The sequence below is a fragment of the Sorangium sp. So ce367 genome, assembly GCF_051520455.1.
GTDB lineage: Bacteria > Myxococcota_A > Polyangia > Polyangiales > Polyangiaceae > Sorangium > Sorangium cellulosum_B.
Map to the genome: position 1 here is coordinate 6,850,244 of NZ_CP150334.1, position 25,509 is coordinate 6,875,752.

Here is a 25,509-nt window from a genome sequence, read left to right on the forward strand (position 1 = left end):
CTCGACCGCCGCTCTTCGCCGTCAGTCGGTCCGGCGGCGCTGGGCGATGTCCAGCGCCGCCGTGATCATGGCGGTGAGCTGTGTGTCCGACACGTTCTCGGAGGGGAGCACGACGAGCTCGGCGCCGATGCGCCGCGACAGCTCGATGAACCCTTCCGGATCGAACGCCCGCACGTCCTGGGTCATCACGATGGCCAGCGGGTTCAGCCATGCCGCGCTGCCCCGCAGCGACACGAGATCGCACGCGAGCAGGTCGGCGCCTTCGACGAAGACCAGCCGCCGGCAACGCTCCGCGAGCTGCTCGCTGGCGCTCACGATGAGCACCACCGAGGCCGATGCCGTCCGCTTGCTGCGCCCCGCTGGTCGTGTCGGTAGCTCTCGCGTGCTCATGAAGCCCAGGTCAGCGAGCGAGCAACGGGCGTCCGTACGGGACGGGCCCGGCGCCCGGCGCCCGAGCCCGCGCCTCGTCGGCGAGGGCGAGATCCATGACGAAGGAGCCGAACGGCAACCGGAAATCCCGGTCGTTCGGCTGGGTCGCGTAGAGGGCGAGCAGCGAGAGCACGCTCCCGATCTGCGCCGCGGCCGGATCGTCCTCGCTCGCGTTGAAGCGGTCGGCGAGCGTGCACAGCTGCCGGAAGAGCGGACCGCCCGGGTGCGGGCCGGCGCTGCACATGGCGAAGGTGCCGCTGCCTCGATATCCGAGCTTCCGGCGCTTCCTGGCGGGGGTACGGGACGGAGGTACCATCGTCATGATTGCTGCCCAAGTCGCCTGTGAGGGGTGAATCGCCCCACGCCGGGGCTGACCTGCCGCGGGACGCTCTCCAACCAGTAATAGAGCAGCCCGAAGAGAGTCAATCGGAGAGGACGCCGCGGGCCGGGCGAGGGTGAAATTCTGCGGAATGGTCACCCGTCCGGGCAGCGCGTGGGTATACGTCATCGCATGAAGGCAGTCGTGCTTGCCGGCGGCAAAGGCTCCCGGCTCCGCCCCTACACCGCCCTTATCCCGAAGCCGCTCATGCCGATCGGGGATCACACGATCGTCGAGATCCTCCTCCGGCAGCTGGCGCGGGCGGGGGTCACCGACGTCGTGATGTGCGTCGGCCACCAGGCCGCGCTCATCGAGGCGGTCGTCGGCGAGGGGAGCCGATACGGGCTGCGCATCGCCTACCAGCGCGAGGACACGCCGCTCGGGACCGTGGGTCCGCTCCGGGTCATCGAGCGGGATCTGCCGGAGCGCTTCCTCGTGATGAACGGCGACATCCTCAGCGATCTCGACTTCACGGCGCTCCACCGGACGGCCGAGTCGACCGGATCGCCGCTCACCGTCGCCGTCTGCGAGCGCGCCTCGAAGATCGACCTGGGGGTGCTCGACCTCGGCCCCGAGGGGCGCGTCGTCAGCTTCCGCGAGAAGCCGACCTACACGTTCTGGGTCAGCATGGGCATCTACGCGATGAGCCGCGGCGTGCTGCCCTTCATCCCCGAGGGCCGGCCGTTCGGGTTCGACGACCTGATGCACGCGCTGCTCGGCGCCGGCGAGCCGGTGGCCACCTTCCCCTTCCGGGGCCACTGGCTCGACATCGGAAGGAGCGACGACTTCGCCGAGGCGCAGGACGAGTTCGAGAAGAACCGGCAGCGGTACCTACCGGACTGACGCGGCGAGCGCCTCGCACACGGCGTCGACGTCGGCGTCGGCCATGCGCGGGTGGAGCGGCAGCGTGAGCTGGCGGCCCGCGATCGCGTCCGTCCGCGCGAGCCCGTCCTTGCGCACCCGGTCGGAGGCGCCGTGGTGCGAGAAGCGGTGGATCGGCGTGTAGTGCACGCTCGTCTGGACCCCGCGCGCCTTCATGGCCTCCATCACGGCCTCGCGCGAGGTGCCCTCGGGCAGGAGCACCGGCATGAGGTGGTGCGCGCTCTCCCCCAGCCCGCGCGCGTAGAAGTCGCTGTACGGCAGCCCGAGGCCCCGCACCCCGGCGAGGCGCTCGTGGTAGCGCGCCACGAGCGCGCGCCGACGCGCGTTGCCCGCCGCGAGCCGGCCGAGCTGCACGAGGCCGATGGCGCTGCGGATCTCGTCGATGCGGTAGTTCATGCCCGCGTCCACGACGTCATAGGTGAACGCGTGCCCCTTGTGCCGATCGAGGGTGAGCGTCGTCATCCCGTGCGCGCGGAGGAGCCGCATGCGCGCGTGGAGCGCGTCGTCCCTCGCGATCACGGCGCCCCCCTCGCCGACCGCGAGGTTCTTGTTCGAGAAGAAGCTCAGGCAGCCGACGTCCCCCAGCGTCCCGAGCGCCCTGCCCCGGTAGCTCGCGAGCGGCGCGTGCGCCGCGTCCTCGACCACCGCGAGCCCCCGCTCGGCCGCGATCGCGCAGATCGCGTCCATGTCGCAAGGGTAGCCGGCGTAATGGACGACCGTGATCGCCCGCGTCCTCGGGGTGATCTTGCGGACGATGTCGGCGGGATCGATGCCGAGGTCGTCGTCGCCGACGATGTCGGCGAGCACCACGTTGGCCCCGCACAGGAGCGCGGCGTTGGCGGTCGCCACGAACGTGAGGCTCGGGCAGATCACCTCGTCGCCGGGGCCCACGGAGAGCGCGGTGTACGCGAGGTGCAGCGCGGCGGTGCAGTTCGTCACGGCGAGCACCCTCGGGGTGCCGAGCGCCTCGCCGAGCTCCCGCTCGAACTGCGCCGTCCGCTCCCCCATCGTCAACCAGCCCGACGCGACGACCTGCCGCGCGGCCTCGGCTTCTTCAGGCCCGAACGAGAGATCGCTGAGAGGTATCTTCCACATGGTCTTCCATCCATCCAGCCGGCGCCTCGCGGAGAGGGCGCGCGAGGCGCTGGCCCCCGGCCGCGCGGCGGCGTGCGTCAGATCGCATACTCGCGCGGCCGGTAATCGGTGAGGTGACGCTCGACGTAGGCGTACGTCCGCGCGAGCCCCTCCTCGAGCGGCACGCGGGGCGCGTAGCCGACGAGCTCCGCGGCGCGACGGAAGTCGGCGAGCAGCACCAGGACCTCGCTCGCGTCGGGGCGCACCCGAGCCTCGTCCGTCACGAGCTCCGCCCGCTTGCCCGTCACCTCGAAGATGAGCCGGACCAGATCGCCGATGGAGATGGCGCGCCCGCTCCCGACGTTGAGCGTCTGCCCCACGGCCCGCGCGCTCGATCCGACGAGGAGGAAGCCGGCGACGGTGTCGGTCACGAAGTTGAGGTCCCGCACCGGCGTGGTGCTGCCGATGCGGAGCGAGGCGCTGCCGGCGGCGAGCTGCTGCATCACGCTCGGGATGATCGCGCGCGACGACTGCCGCGGGCCGTAGGTGTTGAACGGCCGGATGGTCGCCACCTCGAGGCCGAACGAGAGGTGATAGCTCTCGGCGAGCTTGTCGGCGCCGATCTTCGTGGCCGAGTACGGGGACTGGCCGGTCAGGGGGTGCGCCTCGTCGATCGGCGTGTAGCGCGCGGTGCCGTAGGTCTCGCTCGTCGACGTGTGGACCACGCGCGCGCCGTGCTCGCGCGCCGCCTCGAGGATGTTCAGCGTGCCCTGCACGTTGGTCGCCACGTACTGCTGCGGGGCCACGTACGAGTACGGGATCCCGATCAGGGCCGCGAGGTGGAACACGACGTCGGCGCCGCGCACGAGCGACCGGACCGCGCCCGCGTCCTCCACGTTGCCGGGGACGACCTCGACCTGCGCGAGGACGTCCTCGGGGAGCCGGTCGAGGTGCCCGCGCCGCGAGCCCGAGGTGTACCGGACGAGCGCCCTCACGCGCGCGCCCTCCCGGACCAGCGCCTCGACGAGGTGGCTGCCGATGAACCCGCCGGCGCCGGTCACCACGACGCGCTTGCCGCGATAGAAGCCTTCGCTCACGGCCGCGTCCGTGGCCCCTGCGGGTTCGCGCGTCAAGCGCGTACCGAGGCGGCGCGCCCGTTTGCGCCCGGCAGCGCAGTCCCGAGCGCGGCGCTGGCCGGCGGGCGCCGCGCGCGGCCAGCGCCGCCGCGCAGCGGCCCGCAGGGCTCGCTGGCGGGCGGCGTGGCGGGGATCACTGGATCTGGATCTGGTCGGTGGGCGTGTTGCCCGCCCCCTCCGGCGTGCCGATCTCGCGGTGCACGCAGAGCCCCTGCTTGCAGTAGGAGTCCGGCGGGGCCTTGCAGTCCACCTTGGGCTCCTCGCACTTGCCCGTCTTGTAGCTCTCCGAGAGGGGCTTGATCTTGTCGAAGGTCGCGTTGCTGATGGGCTTCGCACAGCCCGGCCACTCGCTCTGACGGCAGTCGGGGTCCGTGTTGCAGTGCTGCGCCTTGTTCACCATCTCGAAGGCGTCGCCGCGGACCTTGTCGCACTCCTTGGGATCCATCTTGCTCTCGCAACCGGCGACCAGCGCGAGCAGGAGGAAGCTGGCGGTCATGCGGAGCGAGGTCCGAGGTCGGAAGGAGGCCGATCCAGGCCGCCCGCGTCGACGAGCACACGTGATCATTCAGGTTCTCCCGGTCAAGGCCGCCCTTCCGCGCCGGAGGGGCAGCGGCCTGCGCCGGGCCCTTCGTATCACGGCTGGATCCGGGCGCGCAGCTGGCGTAGCCCGTCGACATGGAACGTCCTCGAGAAGGCTCCGGGATCAGCGGCTCCCCGCACGGCGGATCCGGCATCCGTGTTCGCAGCTCCCTCCGGGTGCTCAGCCTGAACATCTGGAACCGCCACGACCCGTGGGAGGCGCGCCTCGAGGTCATCCGGGAGGGCCTCCGCGAGCTCGATCCCGACGTGGTCGGCCTCCAGGAGGTGCTGTCGTACGAGGGCCGCTCGCTGGCCGACGGCATCGCGGACGGGCTCGGCTACGAGGTCGCGTTCGGCGCCGCGCACGACCTCGGCGGCGGCGTGCTCTTCGGCAACGCCGTGCTGTCGCGCTGGCCGATCGCGCGGAGCCAGGCGTTCCCCCTGCCCACGGGCGAGACCGACGAGAAGCGCTCGATCCTGCTCGCCGAGCTCGGGTCGCCCCACGGCGCGATCCCGTTCTTCGTCACCCACCTCAACTGGAAGTTCCACCACGGCGCCGTGCGCGAGGCGCAGGTCGCGGCCGTGGCCGACATCGTCATGCGCGAGGCGCCCATGGAGGGCCTGCCGCCCATCGTCGTCGGCGACTTCAACGCGCAGCCCGAGGCCACGGAGATCCGGTTCATGAAGGGGCTGCACGCCCTGAACCAGAAGAGCGTGTACTTCGCCGACACCTTCGACCAGACGGGCAAGGGCCCCGGATTCACCTTCGATCCCGTGCGGAACCCGTTCGCGGCCATCACGAACGAGTACCCGCGCCGCATCGATTACGTCTTCGTCCGCGGCCCGGACGCGCAGGGGCGAGGCAAGCCGCTCTCGTCGAGGGTCGTCTTCGAGGAGATCCGCAACGGCGTCGCCGCTTCGGATCATTACGGGGTTCTCTCGGAGATCGCGATGTAAAGCGGGGCCGGCGCCCCTCACGGGGCGTGCGCTTCGGCACGTTGCCCGGGGATGCCCTGTTCACGTGTACACTGGCGGCATGTCGTCCCCTCGAGCACCGGGCGACGGACCGCCGAGTCCGCCCGACGTGCCTGGTGAGAGCTCGGCTCCTCCGCCTGCCGGCGCGGTCCGCGTCGGTCCGGTCGTGCCGGACGCCCTGTCGCTCATCGGCGGCACGCCGCTCGTCCGCCTTGCCCGGGTCTCGCCCGAGGGCGGAGGCGTCGTCTACGGCAAGCTCGAGTCGATGAACCCGGGCGGCAGCGTCAAGGACAGGGCGGCGCTCGGCATGGTGCTCTGCGCCGAGCGCGAAGGGATCCTCAGGAGAGGCTCGACGATCGTCGAGGCCACGAGCGGCAACACGGGGATCAGCCTCGCGATGATCGCCGCCGTGCGCGGCTACCGCTGCGTGGTGGTCATGCCCGAGGACATGAGCGTCGAGCGCCGGCACGTCCTCCGCGCGTACGGCGCCGAGATCGTCCTCACGCCCGAGGGCCAGGGCATGGCCGGCGCGGTCGCCCGCGCGATCGAGATCTGCGAGGCGACCCCCGGCGGGTGGATGAGCCAGCAGTTCCAGAACCCGGCGAACCCCGGCGCCCACGCGCGCGCCACCGGCCTCGAGATCCTCGCGCAGACCGGCGGCGACATCGCGGCCTTCGTCGTCGGCGTGGGCACCGGCGGCACGCTGACCGGCTGCGGGCGCGTGCTCCGGGATCAGCTCGGCGGCGCTGTCCGCATCTGCGCCGTCGAGCCGACGAAGAGCGCCGTGCTCTCGGGGCGAGGCCCCGGCCCCCACGGCATCCAGGGCCTCGGCCCCGGCTTCGTCCCGGCGATCCTCGAGCGGTCGCTCATCGACGAGATCCTGACGGTGACCGAGGCGGGCGCCTCGCGCATGGCGCGGCGGCTCGCCCGCGAGGAGGGGCTCCTCGTCGGGCCGAGCTCCGGCGCCAACGTCCACGCGGCCGTGGAGATCGCGCGCAGGGTGCGCGGGACGATCGTGACCGTGCTGCCCGACTCGGGAGAGCGCTACCTGCTCTGAGCCACATCCGGTGGCGGTGAGCGCGGCGCGCGCCATCCGCCGGACGCGGCTCAGGGCGACGGTCGTCCGTCACGAAGGGGCGCTCGGCCGTCCGCGTCGATGGAGCAGCGGTTCGCCGCTGCCGCGAGGCGCGCCTGCGCGCCGTGCGCCACGTCGTGGAGTACCTGCTCGACCACCGGCGCATGGATCGCGATCAGCCGCGCCGGGGCCACCCCCAGGACGACGGTGAGCGCGACCAGCGCGAGCAGGAACGCTCGCTCGCGGAGCACGAGCGCCTCCACCGCGGCGCCCTTCAGGTGGCGCCGGAGCGGCCCCAGGAAGGTCCGCTGGAACGCCCGGAACAGCGTGATCCCGTTGAGCGCCGCCGCCGTCAGCGCCAGCACCGCGAGCACGGGATGGACGTGCAAGATCCCATGCAGGAGCAGGTCCTCGCTCACGAACGAGAGCGCCCCCGGCATCCCGATCATGGCGCACGCGAGCAGGAAGAAGAAGGCGGCCATGCGGGGCGTCCGGGCGACGAGGCCGCCGAGCTCCCGCGTGTCTGCCGTGCCGGCGCGCGCCTCGATCGCGCCGACGACCATCGCGAGCCCCGTGATCGCGATCGACAGGGCGACGCTCTGCAGGAGCGCGCCCCTCACGCTCTGCGGGCTCAGCGAGGCGACCCCCAGGAGCACGAGCCCCTTCTGGCTCGCCACGAGGTAGCCGAGCAGCCGGCGTAGATCGGTCTGGACCAGCGCGAGCACCGCGCCGTGGAGCGCGCTGATCAGGCCGAGCACGGCGAGGATCGGCATGCCGTCGGCGGAGCCCACGGGCAGGAGCGTCACCCCCACGCGAACGAGCACGCAGACGCCGACCTGCATCTGGGCGAGCAGGATGGTCACGCCGAGCGGCCCCCGCTCGAGCAGCACCGGCAGCCAGCCGTGGAACGGCACGGCGGCCATGCGCATCAGCACGGCGATGCCGACGAGCGCGAACAGCGGCGACTGCCATGCTTCGGGGACGCCGACGCGGGCGATCTCCTCGACGTCGAACGGCAGGGCGGCCCCCCGGCGCGCGGCGAGCACGGCGATGGCGCCGATCGCCACGACGAGCGGCGCCGTGCCCCCCAGCAGGAAGATGCGGCAGGTGCGCCGGAGGAGCGGGTCCTGGGCGCCCTTCCTGGCGACCAGGCGATCCACCGGCACGAGCGCGGCGACCCACGCGGCCGCGAGCACCGCGAGATCGACCGCGCAGAACACGCCGAGGATGGCGCTGCCGGTGGCGAGCAGCGCGGCGGCGCCGGGCGGATCGATCGCGGCGCGCGGGCTCGCGGCGAGAAGGGCGAGCAGGACGAGGCCGAGCAGCGGGAGCAACGTGATGGTGAAGCCGTCGAGGCCGAGGCGGAGGCGCGCTCCGAGGAGCGGCAAGGCGGGCCCCCCGGCGGTGAGCGCGACGCCGGCGTACGAGAGCGCGAGCGGCAGCAGCGAGAGGATCAGGGTGAGCGCCGCGCCGATGAGGGCGACGCGGCGGGCGCGCTCGTCGCTGCGCGCCCGGGCGGCGAACAGCGCCGCGATCGCGGGCGTGAGGATGAGCGTCCCGAGGAGCGGAAAGGCGTTCACGTGCGAGCCCTCTTCGTATCGCGCACGCGGGGCTGGAAGGCCGCCGCGCTCTCTGTCGCTCCGCGGACGTCCTCGTCGCCGGGCGCCGCGGTGGCGCGCTCAGGCCAGCCGCTCAGCGCCGCCACCCAGCGGCGCCCGGCGACGAGGACGTCCGCGGCGCACGCATCGACGTGCGCCAGCGCCCGCGCGGCGTCGCCCTCGCGCGGCGCCGACGCGAACCTCCGGCAGCGCTCGTGCGCGTGCTGCTGGCGCGCGGCGTCGAGCGCTCCGACCAGCGCCGAGAGCTCGCCGCGGTGGGACGCCGGCACGAGGTGCTGGTCGTAGAGGACGATCTCATCCGTCGTCGTGTTGTTCATGCCGCCGAGGAAGAAGGTCCCGCCCGGGATGTCGATCCCGCGCGCGGCGAGCAGCACGCGGACCTCGGGATCGTTCGCCATGGCCGCGAACAGCCGCGCGTTCGGGCCGCCGTGGCGGCCGCCGCACGCGCCGCAGTCGTACGCAGACTGGTGCGGGTTGTTCACGCTGGCCGCCCCGTGGCCGAGCACGACCACGATCGGCGCGAAGCCGCGCGTGAGCCCCATGTTCTCCAGCGTGGCTGCCACGCGGGCCGCCTTGGCCGCGGCGGTGAACGGCTGCCATGCCCTCGTCGAGGTAGGCGCCGAGGAACCGGATCATGAGCGGGTCGATGAGCTCGGCCGGATCCTCGCCAGCCAGCTCGACCAGCAGATCGCGGTGCGACCGGCCTTCGCCCACGCGCTCGACGAGCGGCGGATCCATGGGCGGGGCGGGCGGCAGCGGCACGGCGCGGCACGCGTCCCAGAGCGCGAGGGCGGCGCGCGACTCCGGATCGCGGCCCCCCCGATCGCGGAGGCGCGCCGCAATCTCCGGGCGCGCCTCGAGCCAGCGCTCCGAGCTCTGGGCGATGCGCCGGCGTCGCTCGTCGGGGACGTCGGCCCGGAGCCTGCGCGTCTCCCCGGCCTCGGAGATACGCCACAGGAGGCCCGCTGTGCTCGACCACGTCGCGCAGGTGCTTCTGCCGGGCGGCGCTCGCGCGAAGATCTTGAGAGAGCTCGCTGTTCATGGGGTTCCCGATTGGCGGTTGTTCCTGGGGGGGCTCCACGCGCGCTTCCCCCTCTCGCGCCATGGTGTCTCGACTCGATTCAGCGCTCGGCGACGGGGCTGATGACAGGCCGCTTCCTCACCGAGAGCGGGTGGGATGACATCTGGGAATGATCGCCAAGGCCGGCGAGGGTCAACTTCCGCCCATTTCGTTCCATCACGCCCTGGAGCTCATGCAGGTTGGACATGACCGTGTGATCGACCAGGCGGGCATTCGCGAAGTCGATCTCGATGTTCGAGACGTGCGCGTGGTTCTCGATCTTCCGCTGGATGCTGAGGTAATTGCTAAAGATGGCGGCGTGCTTGACGGGCAGCACGACCCGCCCCTCCTCGACGCGCTCGTCCACCTCGGAGCGGAAGAGGACGCGCAGGGGCGCGCCGTTCGTCAGGTGGATGAGCAGCTTCACGGCGACGCCGACGAGCAGATCGGAGACGATGCACGTTGCAGCCGTGGTGACGAAGATGACGAGCTGCTCCCTGCCGATGCGGAGCGTCTTCGCGAACCCCTTGGGCGACGCGAGGCGGGTGCCCGTGAAGGTGAGCATAGCGGCGAGCGCGGCGAGGGGGATCCAGTGGATGAGGCCCGGCGCGAAGGCCACGAAGAGGAGGAGGAAGGTCCCATGAAAGAAGTTGGACAACCGGCTCTTCGCGCCGTAGCCGATGTTCGCGGAGCTGCGAACGATCTCGGAGATCAGAGGAATTTCGCACCGTGGTGGTGCTATGCGACATCGAGGAAGTCGGGTATGACTGCGTGGCCGAGCTCCTCGGGATCCCCAAGGGGACGGTGAATAGCCGCCACGCCCGAGGGCGCGCGCGGCTGCGCGACGCCTACGAGCGTCTGTCGGCGCCGCGCGCCGTCGCGGAGCGGGAGGGTTCGACGTGAGCGAGCGCGACGACGATCTGCCTCCCATTCCGCAGGAGCTGGCGGCGAACATGCGGGCGCTGCGCTCGATGAGCCCCTCCGATGCGCTCGTCGAGCGCGCGCTGAGCAAGCTCCCCGAGCGACCGGAGCGCCCCGCGGCAGCCGGCGGCGCGCGCTCGCAGCGGGCGAGCGACCGCAGCGGGTGGAGGGTGTTCATCGCGGCCCCGGCGCTCGCCGCGCTGGCGGTCGCCGTCTTCGTGGCGGGCGACAGGGGCGCGTGCTCTCCGGCGATCGAGCGATCCGAGGAGCGCGCCGTCGCCTTGCCTGACGAAGGGCACGCGTGGACGCTCCTCGATCTGTGGACCCACCGCCACGCGGACGAGCCGGCTGTGGTCCAGCTCGAGGTGCCGGAGCACGTGCGCGTGCGGTTGCCCGACGGCGAAGGTGGATCGCTGGAGCAGCACTGCCGGCAGGAGCGCTGCTCGCACAGGCTGACGCGCTACCGCGGCGACGCGCCGCTCGGCGTGGCCGTGGCTCAGCCGGGCCGGTATGAGATCCACGTCCGTCACGAGTCGAACGAGGCGCGCGTGCGCGAGCGCTTCGTTCTGATAGCTGAACGCGAGTGAGCCCAGCGAGACATGTTTACCGCAACCTGGGTGGCTCCGGTCGTCACCGCGACATGCGGGCAGCCCCAACGCAGGTAGTCGGCCGGGCCGGCCCGGCTCATTTCTTCGCCGCCCTCTGCTCTCCACGGACTGGCCCGCTTGGCACCCGCACGCGCCCCGCTGCGACGTAGCGTTGCACCGTCCTCAGGCTGATCCGAAGTCGCGCCGCCGCCTTGACCTTGTCGCCCCCGTCGCGCTCCAGCGCCGCCTGGACGATCTGCTGGATGAGCGACTCCAATCCGTCGTCGAGGTCGAGCGCGGGCGAGGTGCTGGCGCACGACACGCCCGCGGCGGCTTCTTCGGGCACGACCAGCGAACGGACGCTCTCGGGCAGATCGGCCACGCGCACCTGCCGCCCATCCCGGAGCAAGCAGAGCGTCTCCACGACGTTCCGGAGCTCGCGCACGTTGCCAGGCCAGTCGTAACGGAGCAGCAGCGCCTTGGCCTGCCGGCTGAACCTCGGCGGGCGAACCCCGTGTCGCGCCGAGTGCTGCGCGGTGAACTGATTCAGCAGGGGCGCGATGTCAGCGCGTCGCTCACGCAAAGCGGGGACATTGAGCGTGATGCCCTGGATTCGATAGAACAGGTCGGCGCGAAAACGGCCCGCGCGCACCTCCTGATCGAGGGGTCGTAGCGTGGCAAACATCAACCGGACATCCGCCTCGATCTTCGTCGCGCCGCCGACGCGCATGTACCGGCGGTTCTCGAGGAATCGCAGGAGCTTCGCCTGCATCGGCATCGGCATATCACCGATCTCATCGAGCAAGAGCGTGCCCCGCTCGGCCGCTTCGACTTTGCCCTTCGCTCGCTCGCTCGCCCCGGTGAACGCGCCGCGCTCGTGACCGAAGAGCTCGCTTTCAAAGAGCGCGTCGGGGATGGCCGCGCAATTGATGGGCACGAACGGCCCCCGCCGGCGCTCCGAAAGCTCGTGCGCGCGCCTCGCCAGCACCTCCTTGCCGGAGCCGCTCTCGCCGATCAGCGTCAGGGTGACGTCCTTCGCGGCGACGGCGCGAAGGATCTGGTCCGCCTTCTTCATGGCGTGGGAGCGCATGATCGGCTCAAACACCACGTCAGGTCGTCGTTTTCGCTCTCCCACGCGAGAAATACTGAGCGATCTTGTCGCAACCTGCAAGCCCGACCACGAGATCGGCTCCGGCGATCCACATCGCCCCGCGACTGGCGAAATTCGTCGGCTGTTCGCCCTGAAAATGCCGAGAAAGCGCGCCGCTTCGAGCGCTCCTGGCGCGGTTCACGGCCAGCCCCTGCTCCGGCACGGATTCTGCTGTGACCAAGACCAAGACCATGAACGACGCTCCCACGACGAACCGCGCGCTCCGCGCCTGGGTCCAGGCGATCGCCGAACACACGCGACCCGCGCGCATCCGTTGGTGCGACGGCAGCGAGGCGGAGCGGACCACCCTCGAACGCGACATGGCGCTCTCAGGTTCGTTCATCGAGCTGGATCCACGGACCCACCCTCGTTCATTCCTGCATCGATCGGATCCAACGGACGTCGCGAGGACGGAGCACCTCACCTTCATCTCGACGCCACGACAGGAGGACGCGGGGCCCACGAACCACTGGATGAGCCGAGAGGAGGCGCAGACGCGCGTATGGTCGCTCTTCGCAGGCGCGATGAAGGACCGGACGATGTACGTGGTGCCGTACCTGATGGGCCCCGCGGGGTCGCCCTTCAGCCGCGTCGGGGTCGAGCTTACCGACAGCCCGTACGTCGCTCTCAACCTCCGGATCATGACGCGCATGGGCCGCGCGGCGCTCGGTCACCTCGGCGCTGCGGAGAGCTTCGTTCGTGGCATCCACAGTCTCGGGGACCTCTCGCCGGACAGGCGCTTCGTCGTCCATTTTCCCGAGACCCTCGAGATCTGGAGCATCGGCTCGGGGTATGGCGGCAACGCATTGCTCAGCAAGAAGTGCCATGCGCTGCGCATCGCGAGCGCGCAAGCGCGCGCGGAGGGCTGGCTCGCCGAGCACATGCTCATCCTCGGCTTGACGAGCCCCGAGGGGCGCACGCACTACGTCACGGCTGCCTTCCCGAGCGCGTGCGGCAAGACCAACCTGGCGATGCTCGTCCCCTCGCTCCCCGGGTGGAAGGTCGAGACGGTCGGTGACGATATTTGCTGGATGCACCCTGGCAGCGACGGACGGCTCTGGGCCATCAACCCGGAGAACGGCATGTTCGGCGTAGCGCCAGGGACCAGCCTCAAGACCAACCCGAACGCGATGCAGTCGCTCACGCACGATGTGATCTTCACGAACGTCGCGCTGCGCGCTGGCCGTCGCGTGTGGTGGGAGGGGATGTCCCCGCTCGACGAGCATGAGGTCATCGAAGACTGGCGCGGCGCGAAGTGGACGAAAGGCGCCGCGACGTCTTCTGCCGCGCATCCGAACTCGCGCTTCACCGTCCCGCTGCGGCAGTGTCCCAGCGCGGCAGGCGCCTTCGACCTCGCCACGGGGGTGCCGATCTCGGCCATCCTCTTCGGGGGGCGCCGATCGAAGCTCGCCCCTCTCGTCTACGAAGCGCGGAGCTTCCGTCACGGCGTCTACGTCGGTGCGACCATGGCGAGCGAGACGACCGCCGCGGCGACCGGCGCCGTCGGCGTCCTCAGAAACGATCCCATGGCGATGCTCCCCTTCTGCGGGTACAATATGGGCGATTACTTTGCGCACTGGACGGCCGTTGGGAAAGGGCTCAGTCGTCCGCCGAAGATCTTTCATGTCAACTGGTTCCGGACGGGGGACGACGGGCGCGTCCTGTGGCCCGGGTTCGGCGACAACATCCGCGTCCTCAAGTGGATCCTCGAGCGTGTCGAGGGCACGGCGGCCGCGCGCGAGTCCGCAATTGGCCTCCTTCCGCATGAACGGGGGATCGATCTGACCGGGATGGACCTCTCGAAAGACGCGCTCTTCCAGCTGCTCGCGGTCGACAGCGGCGCGTGGTTGAGGGAGGCCGACGGTGTCCTCGAGTTCCTTCGCAAGTTCGCGGATCGACTCCCCACGGCGCTGCTGGCCGAGCACCGATCGCTCGTCAAGCGGCTGCACGATTCGCTGCATTGAGCTGAGCAGGGAGGACTCGTGGAAGACCATACAAAATCTTCGGCAGCGAACGTCTGTCGTGACAGAAACCATTCCTCCGTGGATGGCCGCGCGGCCGGACCGCTGGCAGGTGCCGTCGCGGCGGCGCTGCGAGCGGGGCGCAGCCCTAGAAATCACGACTTCGACCGCTTCCTTCCTGACGAGCTACGCCGCGTCTCCGCTCAGTTCTGGACGCCGATCGAGGTCGCTGTTCGCGCGGCCCGGTGGCTGGACGAGCTCGACGCTCGCGCCGTCGTCGATGTCGGGTCGGGCGCCGGCAAGTTCTGCGTGGCGGCGGCGCTGGCGGGACGCAGCCACTTCACGGGGATCGAACAGCGACCTCGGCTCGTCATGGCGGCGCGCAGCCTCGCGCGGGTCTACGAGATCGAGGACCGCGTTCGCTTCGTCGAAGCCGCCCTGGGGAGCGCGGAAGTTCCTCGCGCGGACGCCTACTACTTCTTCAACCCGTTCGGCGAGAACCTCTTTGGACGAGAAGACCACCTCGATGAAGACGTCGAGCTGGGCGTCGATCGATACCAGCGCGACACTGCGGCGGCCGAAGAGCTCCTCAACGAGGCGCCACTCGGGACCTATCTCCTGACGTACAACGGGTTCGGCGGGCGGGTACCGGACAGCTATGACGAGGTCCGCGTCGATCGGGAGCTCCCAAACGTCCTGCGGATGTGGCGAAAGGCGCGCCTCGTGGCTGCCGGTCCGGGTCTACGCGCGGATGAGCTCTGATCACCACGACGGCGCGTGACGCACCGTTGCGCATCACGCGATCCCGAGCCGATCGAGGATCGCGTTCACGAAGGTGAGCGGGCGCGGTGGACATCGCGCCATCAGGAGGTGAGTCCCGGCGAATTATCGAAGCAGTCATCGGGGCTCCGAATGAGCGTGCGCACGAAGAGCGTCGAGGATGGTCCAGCCAAACGCCGGCTTCGGCAGCACCATGGGTGGCAAGGAGTGGCCGTCTGGTCCCAGCGCGGAGCGAAAGGACTGTGGTGTGCCCGTCACGAGGAGAATGAGGAGCTTCGGTCGCGCGCTCCGCAGCGACGTGATGAACGTCACGATGTCGCCGGGCTCGAAGTCGTCGGGAAACAGAACGAGGGCGGTCGCCGCGGGCGCTATCCTGGTCGCGTCGTTCAATGTCCTCTTGCCGTTCGACGCGACCCCGGCCTGGCTGAAGTAGGCATGAAGCGCGTCGATCGTCTCTGGATTGTCCGCGACGACGGCGACGTGGAGCAACCTGGCGGAAGAGCGGTTTGCCATGGCTGCCCGGGCGTCTAGCAAGCCGTGGGCCGCCTCGTGAAAGGCGCAAGAACCTTGAGGACGCGCCTATCGGGAGGGAAGAGCTGACGACCCTCTCGGAGAACAGCGGCTCAAAACGACAGATTGACGCGATAAATGGGAGAGGATTACATGAATTTCGTCTTGATCAGACCGCATTTTGACGCGACGGCGCCTACTTGACCGCTCCGATTGACCGCTCCGAAGGCCGGCCAGCGGAGGCAGCGTCGCGTCGGTCGCGACGCCGTCGGAGCGCAGCTCGCCCGGGGTTGGCCGCTCGCTGAGAGGCCGCGTACATGACGCCGGATGTTCCCCGGCGCGCATCTCGCCAAGACCGTGCGCGCGCCGCGGTCAGGTCTGCCGCTCCGCGCGCTTGGCCTCGTCCCAGTAGCCGTCGAGCTCCTCCAGCGTGAGCGTGTCGTGGGACGCCTTGACAGGCCAGCCCCCGTGCCGCTCCACGACCCGCCGTTCGACGTGATCGAAGCGCCGGGTGAACTTGTCGATCGTCCGACGCAGGGCCCCCTCTGCGTCGACGCCGGCGTGGCGCGCGAGGTTCCCGAGCGCGAAGAGCACGTCCCCGAGCTCCTCCTCGATCGCGGCGGAATCGCCGCTATCGAGGGCCCGATCGAGCTCCCCGAGCTCCTCGTCCACCTTCGCGCGCGAGCCCCGCGCGTCCGGCCAATCGAAACCCACGCGCGCGACCTTCTCGCCCACCCGCTGCGCCCGGGTCAGCGCCGGCAGGCTGCGGGGAACGCCGCCGAGCACGCCGCGGTCCTTCCCCTGCCTCGCCCGCTCGTCCGCCTTGATGCGCTCCCAGTTCTGAAGCACCTCGTCGGCGTTCTCGGCGCTCTCGTCCGCGAACACATGGGGGTGGCGCCGCACGAGCTTCTCGCAGATCGCAGCGATCACGTCGTCCGGCCCGAACGCCCCCTCGGCCCGGGCGAGCTCGGCCTGGAAGACGACCTGGAGCAAGAGATCGCCGAGCTCGGCGCACAGCTCCTTGCGGTCGCCGCCGTCGATGGCGTCGATGACCTCGCACGCCTCCTCGAGCACGTAGCGCCTGAGCGTCGCGAAGCTCTGCTCGCGATCCCAGGGACATCCGTCCGGTGCGAGGAGCCGCTGCATCAGCTCGACCATGCGCGGAAACGTACGACCGACCTGCTCGGGGAGCGGCGGTGCCTGCACGGGCTCGAAGGAACGAGGCATGCAGTGCTACTAGCGCAAACCGCCCCCGCTCCGGAAGCAGAGGCAGACGAAGAGGAGACGATGCAGGGCGCGCTATCGCAGAGCGTCATCCTGGCTTCCGAGGCCGTAGCATGAGAAAAGTACGGAGGGCATCGCGGCTCCGACGACGAGGACGACCATGAAGAGCGCAGGCTATGTGGTGCTGTTCGCGATCGCCGGCTGCTCGCAGGGGGTGTGTCGGAGCATCGGGAGCGCGCCGGGCGCGGCGCCGAACCCGGGAGCAGCGGCGGAGGAGCCCGTGACGGCGGCCCTGGTCAACAGCGGCGAGCAGGAGGTGCTGGACGAGGAGATCACCCCGCTGCGCAAGGGCGGGCGCCACCTCATCGCGGAGCCGCCGGACGACGCGGAGGAAGTGACGTACGCCGCATGGATCGCGGCGGCAGGGCTCGCCGCGCAGAACAGGCAGCCGCCGCCGGCCGCGCCACCGGGGTTCGCGCTGCGGGCGGTCCGCGGGCGCGACCTGTGGGTGTTGTCCGAGGACGGCACGCGCCGCCGCGGGGCAGCCGCGGTCGTGCTGCGCGTAGGAGCGGCCGTCCCGCTGATCGTCGAGGCGCCGCACACGTTCTTCGATCAGGGAACGCTGCCCGTCGCGCTGGCCATCTTCGAGGCGCAACGGGCGCGCGCGCTGATCGTGAATACGTCGCACCGGTACGGCGGGGGTCCCAACCCACGCAACGCCAGCGCGGACGAAGACGGCGCAGAAGGCGGACGCCCCAACCTGGGTGCCGCTGTCGGGGGCGGGCGCAACCCGGGTCACACCGCGGAGGGTGACGAGAGCAAGGAAGGCGCTGGTGGCGAGGACGGCGGTGATGAAGCCGTTGACGGCAACACCACGCAGGACGGCGCCCAGGGCACCGGCGGCAGCGCTCGTAGAGGTAACCGTGCTTCCCGAGAGCGGCTGATTGCGTCGCTCGCCTTCGCCGACGTCGCCCACGCCGAGCGTTCGTTCTTCCTGTCCGTGCACCGGGCGCTGCTCCAGAGCTTCCCCGGCACGCCCACCGTGCAGCTGCACGGCTTTCAAGACCGTTCGGCTCCGAATGCCGCCATTATCGCCAGCGCGGTGGGGCACGGCGCCGCGCTGGACCGGCTGCTCGCCCCTCTACGGGCGTTCATCAACGATGGAAAGGTCCTCGCCTACCCCACGGAGATCGATAGGTTGGGCGGTGCCACGAACGTGCAAGCACGCTGGTCGCGTCAGATGGGCGCACCGTTCTACCACGTTGAGATGTCCCGAACCCTGCGCGACAAGCTGATCGTGGATACGGATTTCCGGCGCCGCTTCGCGGCGGCCTTCTCGGGGCTCACAGTCGGAACAAGTCGGATGCGCGACCCAGGTTGACCGCGACAGTGTTGTCCGCAACGGCCCGGCTCAATGGATGCCATGCATGCCTTCTGCACGGCGAGCCGCTCCAGATCGTCCCAACAACCGGTGAACTATCGGCGTCCGCTGATCAAACGCAATCAGCGTCACCCGGGGCCGTTCCATCCGCGATCGACACCGCATCCCCCGTTCGTAGGCGTGCGCGCAGCGCCCTATGAACACTTCGCCCGCCCGCGTCAGCTCCTCCAAACGGATGTTCCCACGAGACGGCAACGACCCGTCGGAGTCGCCCCTTCCTGTTCTGCGCCGCTGTGAAGCTCGCCACCCGATATCTACACGGTAAGCCCGAAGTCGCTCGTGCTGGCGCCGTGGAACGTGCACATCCACCAGGTCCCCGCCGGAAATACCACACTGCGCACCCCGGCGCGCCACCGTTCGAGCGCCGCGCGGTACGACGCGCGAAACGCCCGCACAGCGGCGCCAGCGATTCGTCGTGCGTCCCCCTGCTCGCGGCCGACTGCAAAGGTCGGATTGCGTTCACCCAGCGCTTCAAAGCTCGTTACGCGCTCGTACGGAGAGATCTTGGTGACTCGCTCAGCGCCAAGAAAACGACGCCCCTGCTGCTGCAGCGCCGAATGGGCCTGCGCCTCTTGTACGTTGAGTTCGACGGCGACCTCGTGGCGAAAGTCATCGACGCTGTCCTGCTCTACCACCGGTGGCAACGCGAGAGGTAACGTCACTTCCTCGGGCCACTGTGGATTTTCCGGGTCAAGATACGCCACGGGACGCGCCGCGCGCAGCACGCCGCAGCCGAGCTCTCCCACATCGACTTTCGCCCCCGGCCACTCACGCGCATGCCGGACGAGGCCAGCGGCTACAGGGTTTGCGAGTACATAGGCTATTTTCTCCACCACGGCAGCGCGCGTCAGGAGTCGCACGACGCTCGTGGCCTCGTGGTCCCATACCGGTCCTTCCCACGCGCGAAGCACCTTGGTCCCGAGCGCCACAATACGATGAAAGAACTGCAAGAAGCGCGGCAGGACTCCATTCACGTCCGTCACGACCAGGTGCAGATGCGTCGACATTGCGCAGAACGCGTGAACCTCGATCCCGAAGCGCGGGGCCGAGACCGCGAGGGCGTAGACCAGGAGCTGGGTGATGGCTGCGTCGGGGCGAAAGAGCAGGTGCCGACGCAAGACGCGACGGGTGATCATATAGGTAGCGCCGGGCGCGATCTCGCGGGGGTGGCTCATGGCCCGCCCACATCAACAAACGCTGTGCCAGAGATCGCATTCAATCATTTCAAGAAATTGCCGTGCCCCGCAGGTGGCGGCTCCTACGCCAGGGGTGGCGGCCGCCATGCCACTCGGATCGCCCGACCCGGGTAGAGTTCGTAAAGTCCACAACGTGGGTCGGGTCGCCGCCGCCGCCGCCGGCCTCGCAACCTGGGTCGAATCGCGCGCGCGCGCGCAACCTGGGTCGGATCGCGCGCGCGGGTCGGCGTCAACCTGAGTCGGGCCGCCGTCAACCTGGGTCGGGTCGCCGCCGCCAACCTGGGTCGGGTCGCCCCAAGGTCGCGGGTCGCCGCCAACCTGGGTCGGGTCGCCAAGGTCGCGGGGCGCGAAAATTACACGAGCAGCGCCGGAATCTGGTCAGGTCCGAACGCGGCCGCGCCGCGCGGCGCCGTTGAGAACGTCGGTTGCACGGTCGGATCGGCCCGCAGCGCCGGAAAGCGCTCGAGCAGGAGCGACACGCCGATCCTCGCCTCCATCCGCGCAAGCGGCGCCCCGACACAGTAGTGCGGACCGCCGCCGAAGTTCAGCATCCCCACGGGTCGTCGATGGATGTCGAAGGTCTCCGGTCGCGGGTAGATCTCCTCGTCGTAATGGCGAGCGATCAGCGACAGGTAGAGGATCGTCCCCGCAGCCAGCGTCTCGCCGCCGATCGTCGCCTCACGCTCGACGAACCGCACGATGCCCGCCGCGCTGTTGCACCAGCGGGTCGACTCCTCGATGGCCTGCGGCAGGAGCGAAGGTTGCTGACGCAGCTGGTTCATCGCGTCGGGGTGGGCGAGCAGCGCCACGAGCAGGTTGGCCAGCATCCAGCTGGTCGTCTCGTAGCTGGCGAGGATCAACGTGAGCACGACCCCCTCGCACGCCTCCACTCCGCCCAGGCCCTCCGCGACGATCGCCCGCGCGATCTCGCCGAGCAGCGTATCGCTCGGGTGCGCCACCTCGCGCTCGGCGATCTCCCGGAGCTGCGCTTCCATCCCGGCGTGGGCGCTCCGCCCTTCGGCCACGACGACGGGATCCTGCGGCATCACGACGCTGCGGATCATCTTGCGAATCAGCACGTCATTCTCGGCGATCCGCTCCTCCGGGAGTCCGAAGAGGGCGCTCGTCACGCCCATGGGCATCGACATCGCAAAATCATCAAAAAGATCCGCCCGCTCCTTCCGCACGAGCCGTTCCACGACCCTGCGCGCCACCGGGGTCACGGTCGCCTCCTCGTAGCGGGAGATCACGCGTGGGGAGAGGACCGCGTTGAAGAGCCGCCGCATGCGCGTGTGCGACTCCCCGTTAAGCGTCACGAGCGTCCCTTTCATGATCCCGGTGTCGTAGGCCCGGGTGCTGAAGGTCTCGCTGTCGCGCAGCACCGCGGCCACATCGGCCCCACGGAGTACGACCGGCACGCCGAGTCCCTCGTCGAAATAGACGGAGTGCTCCCTCGCCGCAGCGGCGAGATGGATCCCGAACGCCGAAGGGTCTTTCGAGGTGAAAGAAAATAGATTCTTACGAGGCAGCATACATAAAACCTAGTATTCCATATCGAAACGCGGATCAAGCCGCTTTGCCATGACTTCGGCTGGGACGTAGGTGTGGAAGAGCGGTTATTGCGGACGCTTCTCCCACGTCGGCTTCGCGTGCGGGCCCTGTAGGTGCCCCCCGCCTGGTCTTGGGTCACGCCCGCACCGTGGTCACGTGGTCACGCCCGCACCGTGGTTGTGTCGCTGTCGCTGTTGGCCTTGAGAAAGGGCCGGAAACGGCCAGCAGGCGCGAGCGCATCCGCCATGGACGGTTGCCAGCTCCCGTGAGCCGAGCCAGAGACTCATCGTGCCCCGCACCGGCGCTATGGCAGGAGCACAAAACAACAGAGCGCCCATTCGACGGTGGGGGAAACCGTCACGGGCGCTCTGCTTGCGTCTCTTGCAGGAGGTGAGCCAAGGACGGTTTTCCTTATTTCAGATGCTTTCCCTACAGCGACAGACGTGCACCTGTCGGTTGTGGCGTCGTAGCTTGCAGCGCTGCCAGCGGAGCGTGGCGGCCTTCGGCCACCGGGTCGCCGGAACCGCGCCGATCAGCTGGAGCCGTTCCGCTCTCCCGGCGCCTCCCGTCCCCCGCCGACGCCCCACGACGGCCGGGCGTTGAGCTCCGCAACGTCGGTTCCAATCATCTCCGTGTAGCTGCGACCCATCGCCTCGAGCTCGTCGCTGCTCAGCACGTCCTCGATCCGGGCGAAGCCCGCCGGCGCTCGCTGCTCCACCATCGAGAGGACCCGGTCGGCGCCCATCGCTCGGTTCGCGAGGACGAGGGAGCTCGTCGGCGGACGGCGCGCAGCTTCATAGGCGGCGAGCGCCTCTTCGGGGGCGCTCGTCTGGGCGAGGTGCCAGGCCAGCACGCGAGCATCGAGGATCGCCTGGGAGGCCCCGTTGGAACCGACAGGGTACATGGGATGTGCAGCGTCGCCGAGCAGGGTGACCCGACCAGCGCCCCACCACGGCAGCGGATCGCGATCGATCATGGGATACTCGAAGATGACGGGCGCCGCGGCGATGAGCGCCGGAATGTCGAGCCAGGAGAAGCGCCACGCCGCGAAGTGGGGCAGCACGTCCTCCAGGCGTCCTTGCCGGTTCCAGCTCCCCGGCGCGACCGCCGCCCCCTCGTGCAGGCGCACCTCCGCCACCCAGTTGATCGCGGCCCGGCCGCGGAGCTCCGCGCGGCGGGAGATGGGATAAGCGACGAACTTGGCGGCCATGTTGCTGCCGGCCATGATCATGCTGCGCCCCCCCAGGAACGGCTCGCCCTCGGTCACGCCGCGCCACATGTGAACGCCGTTCCACCTGGGCGGCCCCTCCGCCGGGTGGAGCTGCGCGCGAACCACGGAGTGGATGCCGTCGGCCCCGACAAGCACGTCCGCAGGGACCACGTCGCGCTCACCGGTCCGCCGATCCCTCACCGTGACCTGCACCTCGGACGTCGTCTGCTCGAACCCCTCCACCGCCAGCCCGACGCGCACGCTGGAGGCCCCCAGGCGCCGCTGCACCGCCGCGAGCAACATCAACTGGAGCTCACCACGGTGGATCGACACCTGTGGCCAGCGATACCCGGCGGAGATACCCCGCGGATGGCCCCAGATCCGACCCCCGAACCGATCGTGGTGCACGAGCTCGGCGGTCGGGATCCCTGTCTCCACCAGCGCATCGGCGAGGCCAAGCTCCGTCAGCTCTCGCACGGCGTGAGGGAGGAGGTTGATGCCAACACCGAGCGGCCTGATCTCTCGCGCGGCCTCCACGACACACGCATCGATGCCGGCCGCGTGCAGGCTCAGGGCCGCCGTCAGCCCGCCGATCCCCCCGCCCGCGATCAACGCCCGCATCACGCGACGCTCGCACGGCGCGCCGGACGCGGCAACGAGGCTCGCGGCGCCCGCGACCGCGGCGCCGAACCCGGGTAAGATCCTCGAACGAGGGACATACCATGCGATTGCTCGTCTCGATGGACTCTTGGGGTGCGAGGCTGCTCTCGGTGCTGGCGATCGCGCCTGCGCTGAGCTGCGGTGGAAACATCACGTCCGGTGAAGGCTCGGGCGGCGGCACAGGCGAAGGCGCCTCCAGCAGCACAGGCGAAGGCGCCTCCAGCAGCACAGGCGAAGGCGCCTCCAGCAGCACAGGTGAAGGCGCCTCCAGCAGCACAGGTGAAGGCACCTCCAGCAGCACAGGAGGCCTGCCGCCCGAAGGGTTTCCGTTCGCTTGCGACGATCCGGAGCCCATCGTCGTCGCGGACCAGGACACCGGGTACGTGCGCTGCGCCGACGGCTGGATCCACCGCGCGGAGGTCGTCACCTGTCCCAGCCCGCTCCCGCGTGCCAAGGCCTGCGCGGACCCGAGCGGCGCGATGGGGAACTGCAAATCTGACGCCGACTGCACCGAGCAGCCACACGGCTACTGCGACGTCTTCACCGGAGGCGAGGTGGCTCCAGGGTGCTTCTGCCAGTACGGGTGCACGACCGACGCCGACTGCGGCGAGGGGCAGATCTGCCTGTGCGGCGATCCGGTCGGACAGTGCGTGCCCTCGCGGTGCACCAGCGACCAGGACTGTGGAAGGCTGCTCTGCTCCAGCTATGTCCTGCACCCGGGATGCGGCGGGACCGCCTTCGCGTGCCAGACGGCCGCCGACGAGTGCGCCAGCGACCAGGACTGCTCAGGGGACGAGCAATGCTCGCTCGAGGCCCTGCGGCACACCTGCACGGCGGAGATCTGCGCGATCGGCCGGCCGTTCCTCGTGGAAGGCGTCGTGCGCACCGCGCAGCCCGCCGCGCGCGACGACTGGCGGACCGCCGCTCCGGACGTGCCGCCTCGCCTGGAAGAGCTGTCCGTCGAGCAACGGGCGGCCCTCGCCGAGCACTGGACCCGCGCCGCCCTCCTCGAGCACGCGTCGATCGCCGCGTTCGCGCGGTTCGCGCTGCAGCTCCTGTCGCTCGGCGCGCCGCCGGAGCTCGTCGGTGCCGCGCAGGCGGCCATGGGCGACGAGGCCGACCACGCGCGCACGTGCTTCGAGCTGGCCAGCGCGTTCGCCGGCCGCGGCGTCGGCCCAGGGCCGCTCGCCATCGACGGCGCCCTCGGCGGCGAAGGCGCCCGCGAGATCCTCGTGACGACCCTCCGCGAGGGGTGCATCGGCGAGACCATCGCCGCGATCGAGGCGGCAGAGGCCGCCCTCCACGCGACCGATCCCGCGGTACGGCGCGCGCTCGAGAAGATCGCCGAGGACGAGACGCGGCACGCCGAGCTCGCCTTCCGGTTCGCGGCCTGGGCCCTCGACCGCGATCCATCCCTCGCGAGCGCCGTCGTCGACGAGCTCGCCGCGGCCTCCTCGGAGCTCCCCGCCCCGAGCGAGCCGAGCCATGGCGGCCCGCTGCTCGGCTTCGGCGTGCTCTCCCCGCAGCACCGGCGCGCGATCCGGGAGCGCGCGCTCGCTCAGGTCATCGCGCCCTGCGCGCGGGCGCTGCTCTCGCGCGGCGGCGGCAGCATCGAGCGCAGCCGCCCGCGCCCGGCGGACGGCCGTCAGCGCGAGGAGACCGACAGCTTGGCGACGAACAGCTGACCGTCCTCGGCCTCGACAGGGCAGTTCAGGAGCGCGAAGTCGGCGCCGGACATGCCTGCGAGGAACACGTCCGTTCCGGAGACGGCGAGCGCCAGGATCCGCTGGAGCGCAGGGCCGCCGAGCGCGCCCAGCCACTCGACCTCGCCGTCCGTGGCCCGGAGCCGCGCGAGGAAGGCGTCCCCCTCGCCCGCCTCCCCGCCGATCTCGACGTCATCAATCTTCAGCTGCTGATCGAAATGCCCCGCCACGACGATCTTTCCAAGCTCGTCGACGCCGACGACCTGCGCCGATTGAGCCCCGCTGCCCCCGAGCTGCTTGGCCCACGTGGCGGCGCCGCTCCGGTCGAGGTGCGCGGCGAAGCCGTCCTCTCCGGTGGAGATGCTCTCTCCGGCGAGATCGATCTGCCCCTCGAACGAGCCCGTCAGGACGACGCCCGCCTCGAGCATCGCCACGGCGCTGGTGCGCTGATCGCCGCGGAGAGCGGAGTAGTGTCGATACCAGACGTCCGCCCCCTCGGCGCTCCATCCATCGCAGATCCACGACGCCGGAAACGACGCCAGGAGCGCGTCGATCCCGTCCGAGGCCGCGCCGCCGGGCGGCAGCGCGCTCTCGGAGCCGGGGAAGCCCACGTTCACCCGGCCCTCGAAATCGGCGATCACGAAGGCGTCGCCGGAGGCCACACGGAGATCGCGAGGCCAGAAACGCGCGCCCTCACGGCCCGCAAAGACGCCGCTGCACGGATTCAGGAGGGTCTGTGCATCGTAGCTGGAGAACCCGATGTCCAGCCCGCCCTGGAGCGACGTCAGGACGAAGACGCGGTCGCCCTCCGCCGCGACCGCCGTCGCCTCGTCAAGACCGCTGGACCCGTGCGTCACGCACGCCGCGACCCCGCCGGGATCGCTCTTGTCGAGCCGCGCCACGAACGCGTCGCCGCCGCCCTCGGGCGGCCCGCAGTCCGCGCCGAACGACAGGCTGCCCGTGAAGTCGCCCGCCACGTAGACGCTGCCGCCGTCCAGCGCGATCGCGGTCGCCTGATGGACATGCGTCGCGGTGTCGTTCTCCGCGTTCCCGAAGCGCTCGCTCCACACGTGGTTCCCGTCCGGCTCGAGGTGCGCCACGAAGACGTCCTTGCCGGCGCCGCCCGCCGTGAGCGGGGCGCCGCCGGCAACGGTGAGGTCCCCCTTGAAGCCGCCCGCCAGCCACAGGGTGCCGTCCTCGTCGGCCGCGATCCCGCCGAGCGTGGTCTCGGCGTCACCGAAAGACATCACCCACTGGCACGTATAGCCGGGCTCGCTGAACGAGCCTCCGCCGACGCCCTGCTCGTCGATGAGCTGAATGCCAACGATCTCCGCGCAGCCCGCGCTGCTCGCCGCGACGAGAGAGCTCGCAAGCCACAGCCGAGCGCGCCTTTCGACCCTCATCGTC

General features: G+C 70.3%; 24 protein-coding genes and 1 pseudogene. 9 read left to right on the plus strand and 16 right to left on the minus strand.

What is annotated here, in order from left to right; all coding sequences use genetic code 11:
* Nucleotides 1-21: 21 nt before the first annotated feature.
* Together WME97_RS25965 and WME97_RS25970 are read right to left on the minus strand one after the other, a co-directional pair.
* On the minus strand, nt 22-390 hold the full coding sequence (locus WME97_RS25965) for a hypothetical protein (RefSeq protein WP_437540984.1): 369 nt from the start codon (nt 388-390) through the stop codon (nt 22-24).
* 10 nt (nt 391-400) lie between these two features.
* Nucleotides 401-751, minus strand: a complete 351-nt coding sequence (locus WME97_RS25970) for a hypothetical protein (protein ID WP_437540987.1) — start codon at nt 749-751, stop codon at nt 401-403.
* 189 nt (nt 752-940) lie between these two features.
* Between WME97_RS25970 and WME97_RS25975 the strand changes: the two genes are divergently transcribed.
* Nucleotides 941-1,651 (plus strand): nucleotidyltransferase family protein, encoded by a 711-nt coding sequence (locus WME97_RS25975; RefSeq protein WP_437540988.1) that lies wholly within the window; start codon nt 941-943, stop codon nt 1,649-1,651.
* On the opposite strand, the gene WME97_RS25980 is transcribed toward WME97_RS25975, so the two are convergent.
* From WME97_RS25980 to WME97_RS25990, 3 genes are all read right to left on the minus strand, one after another.
* Nucleotides 1,640-2,785, minus strand: coding sequence for a DegT/DnrJ/EryC1/StrS family aminotransferase (locus WME97_RS25980; protein WP_437540990.1), 1,146 nt, complete (start codon nt 2,783-2,785; stop codon nt 1,640-1,642). The genes WME97_RS25975 and WME97_RS25980 overlap by 12 nt on opposite strands.
* A 77-nt stretch (nt 2,786-2,862) precedes the next feature.
* Nucleotides 2,863-3,861, minus strand: a complete 999-nt coding sequence (locus WME97_RS25985; RefSeq protein ID WP_437540991.1) for an SDR family NAD(P)-dependent oxidoreductase — start codon at nt 3,859-3,861, stop codon at nt 2,863-2,865.
* 172 nt (nt 3,862-4,033) lie between these two features.
* The gene (locus WME97_RS25990) at nt 4,034-4,396 is read right to left on the minus strand and encodes a hypothetical protein (protein ID WP_437540993.1); all 363 of its coding nucleotides are present in this window, start codon (nt 4,394-4,396) and stop codon (nt 4,034-4,036) included.
* A gap of 179 nt (nt 4,397-4,575) precedes the next feature.
* Between WME97_RS25990 and WME97_RS25995 the strand changes: the two genes are divergently transcribed.
* Together WME97_RS25995 and cysK are read left to right on the plus strand one after the other, a co-directional pair.
* Nucleotides 4,576-5,436, plus strand: a complete 861-nt coding sequence (locus tag WME97_RS25995; RefSeq protein ID WP_437540995.1) for an endonuclease/exonuclease/phosphatase family protein — start codon at nt 4,576-4,578, stop codon at nt 5,434-5,436.
* Nucleotides 5,437-5,620: 184 nt separating this feature from the next.
* Nucleotides 5,621-6,511 carry a cysteine synthase A gene (gene cysK, locus WME97_RS26000; RefSeq protein ID WP_437555498.1) on the plus strand — a complete coding sequence of 297 codons (891 nt, stop codon included), beginning with the start codon at nt 5,621-5,623 and terminating at the stop codon, nt 6,509-6,511.
* Between the two features lie 50 nt (nt 6,512-6,561).
* Here the strand turns inward: cysK and WME97_RS26005 are convergent, their stop codons facing one another.
* The 3 genes and pseudogenes from WME97_RS26005 to WME97_RS26015 all read right to left on the minus strand — a co-directional run bounded on the left by WME97_RS26005 (nt 6,562) and on the right by WME97_RS26015 (nt 9,866).
* Nucleotides 6,562-8,109: a complex I subunit 4 family protein gene (locus WME97_RS26005; RefSeq protein ID WP_437540997.1), complete on the minus strand. Its 1,548-nt coding sequence runs from the start codon at nt 8,107-8,109 to the stop codon at nt 6,562-6,564.
* Nucleotides 8,106-8,732 (minus strand): annotated as a pseudogene (locus WME97_RS26010) (putative inorganic carbon transporter subunit DabA); the annotation flags it as partial. The pseudogene WME97_RS26010 and the gene WME97_RS26005, both read right to left, overlap by 4 nt.
* 537 nt (nt 8,733-9,269) lie before the next feature.
* Nucleotides 9,270-9,866 carry a SulP family inorganic anion transporter gene (locus WME97_RS26015; RefSeq protein WP_437540999.1) on the minus strand — a complete coding sequence of 199 codons (597 nt, stop codon included), beginning with the start codon at nt 9,864-9,866 and terminating at the stop codon, nt 9,270-9,272.
* A 71-nt stretch (nt 9,867-9,937) separates the two neighbouring features.
* Here WME97_RS26015 and WME97_RS26020 point away from each other — a divergent pair, with 71 nt between their 5' ends.
* A complete protein-coding gene (locus tag WME97_RS26020; RefSeq protein ID WP_437541001.1) occupies nt 9,938-10,111 on the plus strand; it encodes a sigma factor-like helix-turn-helix DNA-binding protein in 174 nt (57 codons plus the stop codon).
* Nucleotides 10,108-10,716, plus strand: coding sequence for a hypothetical protein (locus WME97_RS26025; protein ID WP_437541003.1), 609 nt, complete (start codon nt 10,108-10,110; stop codon nt 10,714-10,716). Before WME97_RS26020 ends, WME97_RS26025 begins: the two co-directional genes overlap by 4 nt.
* A gap of 97 nt (nt 10,717-10,813) precedes the next feature.
* Here WME97_RS26025 and WME97_RS26030 read toward each other — a convergent pair whose 3' ends face one another.
* A complete protein-coding gene (locus WME97_RS26030) occupies nt 10,814-11,806 on the minus strand; it encodes a sigma-54 interaction domain-containing protein (protein WP_437541006.1) in 993 nt (330 codons plus the stop codon).
* A gap of 19 nt (nt 11,807-11,825) precedes the next feature.
* Nucleotides 11,826-12,059, minus strand: coding sequence for a hypothetical protein (locus WME97_RS26035; protein ID WP_437541008.1), 234 nt, complete (start codon nt 12,057-12,059; stop codon nt 11,826-11,828).
* Between WME97_RS26035 and WME97_RS26040 the strand changes: the two genes are divergently transcribed.
* A complete protein-coding gene (locus WME97_RS26040) occupies nt 12,058-13,830 on the plus strand; it encodes a phosphoenolpyruvate carboxykinase (GTP) (protein ID WP_437541011.1) in 1,773 nt (590 codons plus the stop codon). The genes WME97_RS26035 and WME97_RS26040 overlap by 2 nt on opposite strands.
* A 78-nt stretch (nt 13,831-13,908) precedes the next feature.
* Nucleotides 13,909-14,589 carry a hypothetical protein gene (locus tag WME97_RS26045; RefSeq protein WP_437541013.1) on the plus strand — a complete coding sequence of 227 codons (681 nt, stop codon included), beginning with the start codon at nt 13,909-13,911 and terminating at the stop codon, nt 14,587-14,589.
* Between the two features lie 135 nt (nt 14,590-14,724).
* Here WME97_RS26045 and WME97_RS26050 read toward each other — a convergent pair whose 3' ends face one another.
* Entirely contained in the window at nt 14,725-15,120 is a 396-nt protein-coding gene (locus tag WME97_RS26050; protein WP_437541015.1) for a hypothetical protein, read from the minus strand.
* A 369-nt stretch (nt 15,121-15,489) separates the two neighbouring features.
* Nucleotides 15,490-16,344, minus strand: coding sequence for a nucleoside triphosphate pyrophosphohydrolase (gene mazG, locus WME97_RS26055; protein WP_437541018.1), 855 nt, complete (start codon nt 16,342-16,344; stop codon nt 15,490-15,492).
* A gap of 157 nt (nt 16,345-16,501) precedes the next feature.
* Here mazG and WME97_RS26060 point away from each other — a divergent pair, with 157 nt between their 5' ends.
* Nucleotides 16,502-17,722, plus strand: a complete 1,221-nt coding sequence (locus tag WME97_RS26060) for a hypothetical protein (RefSeq protein ID WP_437541020.1) — start codon at nt 16,502-16,504, stop codon at nt 17,720-17,722.
* A gap of 314 nt (nt 17,723-18,036) precedes the next feature.
* Here the strand turns inward: WME97_RS26060 and WME97_RS26065 are convergent, their stop codons facing one another.
* From WME97_RS26065 to WME97_RS26075, 3 genes are all read right to left on the minus strand, one after another.
* Entirely contained in the window at nt 18,037-18,957 is a 921-nt protein-coding gene (locus tag WME97_RS26065; protein ID WP_437541021.1) for a transposase, read from the minus strand.
* A 374-nt stretch (nt 18,958-19,331) separates the two neighbouring features.
* On the minus strand, nt 19,332-20,510 hold the full coding sequence (locus WME97_RS26070) for a cytochrome P450 (protein ID WP_437541023.1): 1,179 nt from the start codon (nt 20,508-20,510) through the stop codon (nt 19,332-19,334).
* Between the two features lie 551 nt (nt 20,511-21,061).
* On the minus strand, nt 21,062-22,360 hold the full coding sequence (locus WME97_RS26075; RefSeq protein WP_437541025.1) for a flavin-dependent oxidoreductase: 1,299 nt from the start codon (nt 22,358-22,360) through the stop codon (nt 21,062-21,064).
* Between the two features lie 101 nt (nt 22,361-22,461).
* Between WME97_RS26075 and WME97_RS26080 the strand changes: the two genes are divergently transcribed.
* The gene (locus tag WME97_RS26080) at nt 22,462-24,084 is read left to right on the plus strand and encodes a ferritin-like domain-containing protein (protein WP_437541027.1); all 1,623 of its coding nucleotides are present in this window, start codon (nt 22,462-22,464) and stop codon (nt 24,082-24,084) included.
* Here WME97_RS26080 and WME97_RS26085 read toward each other — a convergent pair.
* Entirely contained in the window at nt 24,045-25,505 is a 1,461-nt protein-coding gene (locus WME97_RS26085; protein WP_437541029.1) for a hypothetical protein, read from the minus strand. The genes WME97_RS26080 and WME97_RS26085 overlap by 40 nt on opposite strands.
* Between the last annotated feature and the right edge of the window lie 4 nt (nt 25,506-25,509).